The 10000-nt window shown below is 60.5% G+C and carries 10 protein-coding genes; 7 read left to right on the top strand and 3 right to left on the bottom strand.

The annotated features are described in order from the left end of the window. The coding region (locus LDL37_RS01425) for an NAD regulator (protein ID WP_290793271.1) at window positions 1-757 on the bottom strand (757 nt) is incomplete at its 3' end. 13 nt (window positions 758-770) lie between these two features. Continuing rightward, on the bottom strand, window positions 771-1394 hold the full coding sequence (locus LDL37_RS01420; protein ID WP_290793269.1) for an HD family hydrolase: 624 nt from the start codon (window positions 1392-1394) through the stop codon (window positions 771-773). 148 nt (window positions 1395-1542) lie between these two features. Between LDL37_RS01420 and LDL37_RS01415 the strand changes: the two genes are divergently transcribed. After that, the gene (locus LDL37_RS01415; RefSeq protein ID WP_126424024.1) at window positions 1543-2379 is read left to right on the top strand and encodes a universal stress protein; all 837 of its coding nucleotides are present in this window, start codon (window positions 1543-1545) and stop codon (window positions 2377-2379) included. 50 nt (window positions 2380-2429) lie between these two features. Here LDL37_RS01415 and LDL37_RS01410 read toward each other — a convergent pair whose 3' ends face one another. Continuing rightward, window positions 2430-5915, bottom strand: coding sequence for a tetratricopeptide repeat protein (locus LDL37_RS01410; RefSeq protein ID WP_290793265.1), 3486 nt, complete (start codon window positions 5913-5915; stop codon window positions 2430-2432). Window positions 5916-6124: 209 nt separating this feature from the next. Between LDL37_RS01410 and flbT the strand changes: the two genes are divergently transcribed. From flbT to LDL37_RS01380, 6 genes are all read left to right on the top strand, one after another. Then, complete coding sequence (flbT, locus tag LDL37_RS01405) at window positions 6125-6550, top strand: flagellar biosynthesis repressor FlbT (RefSeq protein ID WP_013480567.1); 426 nt, start codon at window positions 6125-6127, stop codon at window positions 6548-6550. After that, a complete protein-coding gene (gene flaF / locus LDL37_RS01400; protein ID WP_290793261.1) occupies window positions 6510-6920 on the top strand; it encodes a flagellar biosynthesis regulator FlaF in 411 nt (136 codons plus the stop codon). The genes flbT and flaF overlap by 41 nt, the downstream gene beginning before the upstream one ends. 226 nt (window positions 6921-7146) lie before the next feature. Next, window positions 7147-7977, top strand: a complete 831-nt coding sequence (locus tag LDL37_RS01395) for a flagellin (protein WP_290793258.1) — start codon at window positions 7147-7149, stop codon at window positions 7975-7977. 286 nt (window positions 7978-8263) lie between these two features. Beyond that, window positions 8264-9082, top strand: a complete 819-nt coding sequence (locus LDL37_RS01390; protein WP_126424020.1) for a flagellin — start codon at window positions 8264-8266, stop codon at window positions 9080-9082. Between the two features lie 120 nt (window positions 9083-9202). Further along, window positions 9203-9532, top strand: coding sequence for a flagellar protein FlaG (locus tag LDL37_RS01385; RefSeq protein ID WP_290793254.1), 330 nt, complete (start codon window positions 9203-9205; stop codon window positions 9530-9532). A gap of 137 nt (window positions 9533-9669) precedes the next feature. Next, window positions 9670-10000, top strand: a 331-nt coding sequence (locus tag LDL37_RS01380) for a flagellin (RefSeq protein WP_290793251.1), incomplete at its 3' end; no start/stop codon positions are given.

Raw genomic sequence — 10000 nt, 5'->3', positions numbered from 1 at the left:
CGCTGATGGCCTCCAGCGAGCGCTGCAATTCCAGCAGCGTAAAGCGTTCGGGCATCAGCTCAAAGATCACCGGACGGTATTTCAGCTTACCCCTCAGTCGCGACAGGCCCGTGGCCAGAATGCGGCGGTGGTCCGACAGCATGGCCGTGCCGCTGCCGCTGGAGGCTTCGGCGCAGCGCGATTCATGGATCAGGCAGGCGCTGTAGAGTAGTTCATAGCGATCCAGCACCCGTTCTTCGTTCCACAGGTCGCTGTCTTCGGGGAAGAGGGTTTCGACGCGCCCGCGCCGCTCAGCGGCCGACTGTTGGTCCGGAGCGGCGTCGCACCAGTCGCGCAGACGCCGACGCAAAGGGGCGACCGCCGCCGGTTCGCCGCGCCGCCAGTCTTCCCACGGAAAGAAGGCGGAATAGGGCTTCCACTGAGCGGACAAGCGCGACTGAAAGGCGCTGTCGGCGGTGAGTGCCAGATAGCCCAGCGAAATAACGCGCTGATCGCTGCCGCCGGGGGGCAGCGAACTCACGCCCTGACGCCCTTCGTCACCAAACGAATAAAGCTGTTCGACATAGCCCGCCGAAAAGCCGGTCTGTTCGGTGACAAAGGCCCGCACGGCCAGATCGAAGGTGCGGTGCGCCTCCGGGCGAAACGGGCCCGACGGCAGGGCCGTGCCGTCGGGCAGGGTCAGGCACAGGACCATCGCCTCATTGTCCTTGATCGCCATAACCACGGCGGACAGTTCGATCGTCAGGCTGACCGGCACAGGAAGTTCCTCCTCACAAACCTTGGCTGAGGGCGTAGAACCTGTCAACGAACTGCGCACGGACTTCGGGGCCCGACAGAGCGGTCAGGTGCAATTCATAGCCTTCGGGCGGGGTGCCGAAAAAGGTGCGGGCTTCGGCGTCGGAAAAGCCGACCAGTTGCATAGCTTCGAAATAGGCGCAGGCGTGATCGGCGCGCTTGATCAGGGCCTTGATGTCCGGTGGCACCACGGCGGGCAGGCCAAAGCGGATATGGATGGCCTGTTCCAGATGATGCTCAAACCGCTTGTAATCGAGGCCAAGCGCCGCCTTGAACGGCGAAATCATGTCACCGATGACGTATTCGGGTGCATCGTGCAACAGGGCCACCAGCCGCCACTGCGTTTCCAGTCCCGGCTTCAGATGGGCGCAGATGTCTTCGACGATCAATGAATGCTGGGCGACCGAAAAGCCATGTTCGCCCGTGGTTTGTCCGTTCCAGCGGGCGACGCGCGACAGGCCGAGCGCTATATCGTCAATCTCAATATCCATGGCCGACGGATCGAGCAGGTCGAGGCGACGCCCGGAAAGCATACGCTGCCAGGCGCGCGGGGCCGGATCGCTGGCGGGGCGTCGGGACGGTGGGGTGCGAGGGGCCATCGGGTTTCACAAAGTGTTGACGGGATACTTGTGTATTGGGGCCATATGCCGCGTGTCCAATCCACGGTGCGAGGCCTATACTTACAGCCATAAGGCGCGTTGCGTCGTGGTTAAATGCTGACCATGCACAAAAAAGGAGGCCCCTCTGATGACTGACTCCCCCCTCACTGCTGGTGGCGCCTGGGCGCGCGTATCGGTGCCGGTATCGGGTGCCACCTCGGAAGAGACGGCGATTGCCATTGCCGCCGATATTGCCCGCGCGTTTGGCGGGCAACTGAGCTTCCTGTTTGCGCCGCCCGATCCGGCCGAACTGGCCCCGTGGCTGGGCGAAGGCTTTATGGGCACGGTGCAGATGGCGGCCATGGACGGGCTGAAATCGGCTGCCGAAGAGGCCGAGGCCGTGGCGCGCGACGCCTATAACGACACGGCCTATGAACACAAACTGTTCCTGCCGCTGAAATCGCCGGTGTGGCAGTGTCTGGCGACGGAAACACGCCTGTCGGACATTGTGGTCTTCGGCGATGAAAGCGCGCGCGGGCGTGGCCTGTTGTCCGAAGCCTTTCAGCAGGTACTGATGGAAGAACGCGCCGGGGTATTTATCGCCCGTCAGCCCTTTGCGGTGGGGGGGACGGCTCTGGTGGCGTGGGATGGCAAGGAGCCGTCGTCACGCGCCGCGCGTCGTGCCGTGCCCCTGTTGAAAAAAGCGTCCAAGGTGGTGGTGGCCGGGGCTCCGGTCGGGGAAAATCCGGCCGATCTGGGCAAGCTGGCGCGCTACTACATGCTGCACGGCCTGAATGTCGAGGTCGATATCCTGCCCAAAAGCAATGATCTGATCAGCACGTTGGTCGAGGCCAATCAGCGGCATCAGGCGCAATATATGGTCGCCGGGGCGTTCGGGCGGTCGCGTCTGCGCGAATTCGCCTTTGGCGGCACGACGCGCGCGCTGTTGCACAACACCAATCTGAACCTGTATATGGCGCATTAATTTTAGCGCCGAAGATAATGAAAAGGCGGCGGAAACCCCGCCACCTTTTTTTATTGGATCTCCTCCGACACCCGTTGCATGAGCGACGCCCATTGCTCCTCTTCGGTGACGAAGACGCGGGCATTGGCGTACCACGGGCAATGGTCGCTCCCCAACTGGGTCCACGAGCCGGGCGTCATGACGAACCAGGTCGGCACGCCGGTCGCCGCGGCGATCTGCGTGCTGGCATTGGCGGGGCCGATGACCACGTCCAGCGCCGCGCACAGGGCACTCAGTTCACCCAGATCGTTCAGCAGGTCGATGGGCGGGGTGAAAAAGCGTGCGCCTTGCGCCTTGGCGGCGATCTGTTCGCTGACCGTCTCGCCATATTGCAGGTTGACGAAGACGAGGTCCTTGCGCCCCAGCAGCGGTGCGAGGGACTCAAAAGGCGGGTAGAAGCGGTCGCGGCGGGAATGGCTGATCAGGCTTTTCCATAGCAGGCCAACCTTCGGGCCGCTGCCCTGTCTGGCCAGTTCGCCTTTCCAGAAGGCGACGCGCGCCGGGTCAGGCACGAACACCGGCGCTTTATTGGCAAAGGCCTCCAGATCGCCGCGCAACAGCGGCAGGAAATCCCCCATCAGCGCCCAGCCGTCCACGCTGTCGCCCGACAGGCCCGGCACGCTGCGGGTAATGACGCCGTCACGGCTTTCGGTGTGATGCGGCAGAACGCGGGCCTTGGGGAAGGCCCGCGCAAACAGCGGCACGAGGCGCTTTTCAACGGCTAAGGTCAAAACCCCGTTGCCCAGCTTTTCGATAATATCCGGCACCAGAGTCCCGAACATGACCTCGTCGCCCAGCCCCTGTTCGGCCAGCAATAACAGACGCTTGCCGGAAATCTCTTCGGGTTTGAGCGGGCCGGCGGGCAGGTCGAAATGTACCTGCTTCGGCGTGCCGGTCATATGGCGCGCTGCATAGGCCTGCCACCCGGCCTTGAGATTGCCGAGCCCTAAATGGGCATAGGCCATGCTCAGTTCGACCGAGCGCAGATTACCGGGCTCGGAGAAGCGATCCAGACACAGTTCCAGCTCCGGCAGGGCCTCGGCCAGCAGACCTTTTTCCATCCACAGGCAGGCGCGGTTGAAGCGCGCCGGCAGGCTGTTGTCCAGCGAGATGGCTTCGTTGAAGAAGATCAGCGCCGTGTCGGCATCGCCCTGCGCCAGCAGGATGGTGCCCAGCGTATCCCACAGGGCGCTTTGCTTCGGATAGTCGCTCAGATAGGCCTGAAGAAGCGTGATGGCCTGATCGAACTTCGACTGCTCGCGCAGCGCCGCGGCATAATAGTTGACGGCCATCAGGTGACCGGGATCACGCTGAACGATCAGGCCGTAAAAGCGTTCGGCCATGTCATAAAGGCCGATGCGGAAGGCCAGTTGCGCCAGATCAGCGGCGATATCGAGCGAATCCGGCTGATGCTTCAGAGCCGTTTGATAGGCGTCGAGGGCCTGCGGAATGCGGTCCTGCCGGTCAAGCGCGGTGGCCAGCGCTTGCCAGGCACCGATATGGTCGGGCACGTGGCGTAAAAGGGCGCGCGCCTGCGTTTCGGCCTCGGCCCAGTCGCGCATCAGAAGGGCGCGCTCAACGCCCTGAAACTGACGGCGTATATCGTCGCTGGACAGGGCCTGCACCGGGGCAGCGACCTCACGGATCAGGGCCTGACGCATCTCCTCAAGCGCAGGCGTCCACTCGCCGGGAGTGGGGGTCAGGAACATTCTGGCGCTACCGTACCACGGGTAATAGTCGGTGCCCATCATGGGCCAGCTATTGGACGGGGAGAGAATCCAGATAGGGGTGCCGACGCTGGCCGCGATATTGCTGGTGGCGTTTGAAGGCCCCATGATCAGGTCCATGGCGGCGCACAGGGCGGCCAGATCGTCCAGATCCTGTTTCAGGTCGATGCCCGGCGGGTTCCAGATGCTCAGGCCTTCGCGTTCGGCCTGACGCAGTTCTTCGCTGACATCGCCGTACTGAAGATTGACGAACACGGCCCCCGGCGTGCGCAGGATGGGGGCCCAGCTTTCGAAGGGGGAATAGTAGCGGTCGCGGCGCGAATGCTGGACAAGGCTTTTCCACAACAGGCCGATCTTGGGCTCAGGCCCCAGCTTGTCCAGCTCGGCCTTCCAGTGGGCGACGCGCGCAGGATCGGGGGTGAGGAAGCTGTTTTGCCGCGGAAAGGCCTGCGCGTTGGGGCGGTAGCGCGGCAGCAGGTCACCCAGCATGACAAAGCCATCATAGGCGCGGCTGGTGTCCATTCCGGGGAAGTGACGTACTGTAATGCCATTGATCTTGCCCGTGCCGTGGGCGATCACCGTCGCCTGCGGGAAGCTGCGCGCATAGAGGGGGACAAGGCGTCTTTCGACGGCCAGAGTCAGGTGTCCGCCCGGCCCCAGCTCAGCCAGAAGGTCGGGCAGCACCGTGCCAAACAGGATCTCGTCGCCCAGCCCCTGCTCGGTGGTGACGAACACCGACTTGCCCGTCAGGGACTGCGACAGATCCAGCGCCGGGACGTCGGTAATATACTTCATGCCTTCAAGGCTATGCAGGCCTTTGCGCGCCGCATAGTAACGATAGCCGGGCATCAGATCGCCCTTGCAGAAATAGCAGAAGGCCATGGCCAGTTCCGCCGCCTCGATCTGGGCGGGCGAGACCATGCGCTTGATGCCGGCCTCAAGGCTGTGGATCGCCGCGTCAATCTCGCCCAGAGCGCCGAGGATCAGGCCGCGATTGTGCCAGGGCTTGGGGTCATCCGGGACGAACTTGACGGCTTCGTCGAAGAAGAGGAGGGCGGTCGGCAGGTCACCCTTGGCATTGACCACCGTGCCCAGCGTGTTCCACAGCGTGCCGTTGGACGGGTCCTTTTCCAGAAATGGCGTCAGGAGCGCAATCGCCTCTTCAAAGCGGCTCACTTCACGCAGGCACGAGGCGAGGTTGTTGGCGACCTCAAAATCGTCCGGGTTTTTGTCGAGCACATAACGGAACAGTTTTTCGGCCTGCGTGTGCATGTCCAGTTGATAGGCCAGGCGGCCCAGATCATTGGCGATGCCGGTATTGTCTTCTTCGAGTTGCAGGGCGGCTTCGAAACAGGTGAAGGCGCTTTTGATGTCGCCGGCCTTTTCGCGGCATACGGCCAGAATATGCCAGGCCGTGCCGCACTTTTCATTGACGCGCAGCGCTTCCAGCGCCTTTTGCGTCGCTCCCTCATAGTCGGATTTCTGGACAAGCAGCAGCGAGTCCTTCAAAAGCGTGAGCAGACGCACCTCGCTGATGTAGCGCGTGGCCTCCATCAGGGCTTCGAGGGCGGCCGAAGACCCGGAATCCCCCAGAATCGTTGAGGCCAGATCGGCCAGAACGTCCTTACCCGGAGGCGTGGCGGCGGCGTTCATCGCGATAGAGCTGACCGTATCGGGCGTGGCGAGAACCTTTGCCGGGCGTATCTCAAGGGCCTCTGCGGCCGCGGTTTCAACAGCCTGATGTTTGATTGGCCACGTTTTTTTGGGCATTGGACTCTCCGCACCCGTCTGTGCCCCACGCTCTGTGCCGCTTTCTGTATGGGGCATTTGACCGAAGGTGAGGACAGATGGTCATGAACGTGCAATCTTATGCGATGATTCGATTAAGATCAGGATAGCGTTACGCCCGTTATATTTGCGGCCGTGCGAAACCGGATATTAACCGTGCGAAGCCTAAGCTGCTGGCCAAAAGGACTCACATGCCGCTCAAACTGTCGCTCAAGCCGGGTGAAAAATTTGTTCTCAACGGTGCCGTCGTGCAGAACGGTGACCGCCGGTGTTCGCTTGTGCTCCAGAACAAGGCCTCGGTGCTGCGTGAAAAAGACATCATGCAGGCCAGCGAGGTCACCTCTCCGTCGCGTCACATCTACTTCCCGGTGATGATGATGTACCTCGATGAGGCGGGGGCGGAAAAATATTACGACGAGTTCCTGACGCGCATGACCGAATTCATGAGCGTCATCGCCAATCCGGCCATTCTGGCGGAGTGTGTGGTGATTTCCAAAGCCATCATGGGGCGCGAATATTACAAGGCCCTGATGGGCTGCCGTAAGCTTATCGAGTACGAAGACGAAAGACTTGGACATGTCTCTACAGGCCTATCAGAAGACGGCTCAGCGGAGTGAAGATCCGCGCCAGACGGAGTATCGTCTGTTCGGTCAGGTTACCCGCGCGCTGATGGAGGCGGCCGAGCTCGACCGGAGCGAGGTTTCCCGTCGCATGGATGCGCTCGACTGGAACCGCCGCCTGTGGTCGGTTCTGGGGACGGATTGCGCCCTGCCGGGCAATGGTCTGCCTGAAACCCTGCGCGCGCAGATCGTGTCCCTGTCGATCTGGGTCAACCGTCATACCTCCGCCGTCATGCGCGGTCAGGAAGAGATCGCGCCGCTGATCGAGGTCAATCGCCTGATCATGCAGGGCTTGATGCCCCGTCAGGACACGGCGCCGGCTGCCGATCCGGCTTTTGTTGGCACGGTGCGGGCGTCACTCGGTTAAAAATTCACCCTGATGCAGATTTTGCCGGGCAGGGCCGGAGGGCAAGGGCGGGAGTCACTGATTCCCGCCTTTTTCAATTTAAAAATATCCATTAAAAACAACGATAAAAATATTTAACGCGACCTTACAGGCTGGCATTTCCATTGCTAGGTAACGGGCAGGCCAAAATGGCTTTGCGGCAAAATTGCCGGTCAAATCCCCGACCAGAATGGAAAGGACGTTATCGATGCCGAATATGTCGATCAATACCAATGCGGGTGCGATGATCGCCCTGCAAAACCTGAACAAAACCAACAACGAACTGCAAACCACGCAAACCCGCATCAATACAGGGTTGAGGGTTGCGAGCGCCAAGGATAACGGGGCGGTTTACGCCATCGCCACCCGCCAGCGCTCGGATGTATCTTCCCTTGGTGCGGTGACGGACTCGCTTGATCGGGCTAAATCGGCTGTCGATGTAGCGATCTCCGCCGGCGAAAGCGTTGCGGATATGTTGACCCAGATGAAGGAGAAGGCACTCGCGGCTTCGGATACGTCCCTGACCACGGTCAGTCGTCAGGCGTTGAACGAAGATTTCAAGGCGCTGCGCGATCAGATTTCGAAAACGGTGAACAATGCGACGTTCAACGGGGTCAATCTGATCAAAAATGGCGCTTCAGCGATTGCTCCTCTGGCTAATGCGGACGGCTCGTCAAAGCTGACCGTAGCGGCGCAGGATCTCAGCCTGACGGGCAGCACGATCACGCTTTCGGCGGGTTCGGCCTTTACTTCGGCGGCGCAGGCAAAGACCATTGCCGATGCCGTGGATGTCTCGATCGCCAATGTGTCTGCGGCGCTTGGCCGTCTGGGGACGTCATCGAAGTCGCTGGATGCGCACGCACAGTTTGTTTCGAAGTTGGTCGACTCGATGGAATCGGGGATCGGCAACCTTGTGGACGCCGATCTGGCCAAGGAAAGTGCGAAGCTTCAGGCCCTGCAAACCAAGCAGCAGCTGGGTGTGCAGGCCTTGTCTATCGCCAATCAGGCTCCGGGTGTCGTTACCCGGCTGTTCCAGTAAGGTCTTTAAAGGCCGGAGTTGCGGGTCCAGGCGGGCCCGGCTCCGGCTTTCTTTTTGCCCAAAACGCGCGCGGCAAAAACTGCCGGACCGGGCAAAAATTGCCGGTAAGCGGCAAAAATTGCCGGGCCATGGGTGTGGTTAAGGCATGTATAACGCTTATATTTCAATTACATGCCTCGATTTTACGTAAGCGGAGGTTTGGCCCGCCGCTTGCAGCCAAAGGGTCAGGCAAAATGCCGCCGGACGACAAAATGTCTCCGGTTCATCTAGAAGAAGGACTAGACCTATGGCGCTCAATAGCGTGAATACCAACAGCGGAGCTATGATTGCTCTGCAAAACCTGAACAAGACCAACGCCGACCTGCAAACGACCCAAACCCGTATCAATACGGGCCAGAAGGTCGCCAGCGCCAAGGACAACGGCGCCGTCTTCGCCATCGCCCAAGGGCAGCGCGCTCAGGTTTCCTCGCTCAACGCGGTTCAGGAATCGCTCTCCCGTAACCAATCTGTCGTCGATGTGGCCATCTCGGCCGGCGAATCCGTTTCCGACATGCTCTCGCAGCTGAAGGAAAAGGCCCTCGCAGCGTCTGACTCCAGCTTGAGCACGGCCAGCCGCACCGCTCTGAACGAAGACTTCAAGGCGATCCGCGACCAGATCGGCAAGACCGTCAACAACGCGACGTTCAACGGCATCAACATCATCAAGCAAGGTGGCTCGGCCCTCTCGGCTCTGGCCAACGACTCCGGTGGTACGCTGACCGTTGCGGCTCAAAACCTGTCTCTGACGGGTCTGGGTATCAACGCGACGACGATCGGCACCAAGGCTACGGCTTCGGCGGCGGTTGCGACCCTCGCGACCAAGATCGACGACGTTTCGGCCAAGCTGGCGAAGCTCGGTACGTCTTCGAAGTCGCTGGCTAACCACGCCAACTTCATCAGCAAGCTGTCTGACTCGATCGAAAACGGGATCGGCAACCTTGTGGATGCCGACCTGGCGAAGGAAAGCGCAAAGCTGCAGGCCCTGCAAACCAAGCAACAGCTTGGCGTTCAGGCCCTGTCGATCGCGAACCAATCGACTTCGACGGTTCTGAGCCTGTTCCGTTAAGGAATGACGGGGGCGGCGTTTCGGCGTCCGCCCCCTTTTTCTCTGATCTGATGTCTGGCTCGGCATCACGGTCATAAACAGAGGGCGCAACGGCGTAAGTCGCCGTGCGTAATACAGGAGATGATTACGAATGCAGTAACCCCGCCCGCCGTCACCGACCCCACTCAGGTTAAGCCCGTGGAGCCGGTCAAGCCCGTTCAGGAAGTCGCTCCGGCGACCTCGGGCAGCCAGACGGAAAACGGTTTGTCGAATCATGACCGGGCGCAGTCCCAACCGGCCTATATGCTCAAACTGACGATAGATAAGGACCCGGACAGCGGTGAGTTCATCTATCGCGCGATTGATCGCTATACAGGCGAGGTGGTCCGCCAGTTCCCGCAAAAGGAGCTGCTGGAAATGCAAAAATCGAGAAGTTACAAGGCGGGAAGCATCGTCAGGACCGATATCTGACGTCTTTTTCCGGTTTGTGAGCTGTGATATTTACCGCGTACCTGGCAGGGTCGCGGATAAAGGCGTTTGCATGAATTAACCTTTTGGTTACCATGTTCGTTAAGACTTCTGAGTCGTAGCGTATATGGAGAATCCTCATGCCGACGGTAAGCGTCAATACCAACAAGACTGCCATGACGGCGTTGCAGAATCTGAATGCAACGACCCGCAAACTGGAATCGACGCAAACCAAGATCTCCACAGGCCTTGAGGTGTCCAGCGCCAAGGACAATGCGGCGCTGTATTCGATCGCGCAGGGGCAGCGCGCTGACCTTAGCTCGCTCAGTGCGGTGAAAAACTCGCTCAACCGCGCCACATCGGTCGCTGACGTGACGCTGGCGGCCGGGGAATCGGTCTCCGACCTTCTGGTGCAGATGCGCGACAAGGTCGTTTCGGCCATGGACCCGTCGCTTTCGACGGCCTCGCGAA

The sequence above is a fragment of the Asticcacaulis sp. genome, assembly GCF_020217185.1.
Lineage (GTDB): Bacteria > Pseudomonadota > Alphaproteobacteria > Caulobacterales > Caulobacteraceae > Asticcacaulis.
This window is presented reverse-complemented; position numbering and strand designations above follow the sequence as displayed.

Excerpts from the sequence above, each read along its gene's own strand:
- LDL37_RS01420 (WP_290793269.1), bottom strand. The coding sequence starts at position 1,394 with ATGGCCCCTCGCACCCCACCGTCCCGACGCCCCGCCAGCGATCCGGCC.
- LDL37_RS01415 (WP_126424024.1), top strand. The coding sequence starts at position 1,543 with ATGACTGACTCCCCCCTCACTGCTGGTGGCGCCTGGGCGCGCGTATCG.
- LDL37_RS01410 (WP_290793265.1), bottom strand. The coding sequence starts at position 5,915 with ATGCCCAAAAAAACGTGGCCAATCAAACATCAGGCTGTTGAAACCGCG.
- flbT (WP_013480567.1), top strand. The coding sequence starts at position 6,125 with ATGCCGCTCAAACTGTCGCTCAAGCCGGGTGAAAAATTTGTTCTCAAC.
- flaF (WP_290793261.1), top strand. The coding sequence starts at position 6,510 with ATGTCTCTACAGGCCTATCAGAAGACGGCTCAGCGGAGTGAAGATCCG.
- LDL37_RS01395 (WP_290793258.1), top strand. The coding sequence starts at position 7,147 with ATGCCGAATATGTCGATCAATACCAATGCGGGTGCGATGATCGCCCTG.
- LDL37_RS01390 (WP_126424020.1), top strand. The coding sequence starts at position 8,264 with ATGGCGCTCAATAGCGTGAATACCAACAGCGGAGCTATGATTGCTCTG.
- LDL37_RS01385 (WP_290793254.1), top strand. The coding sequence starts at position 9,203 with ATGATTACGAATGCAGTAACCCCGCCCGCCGTCACCGACCCCACTCAG.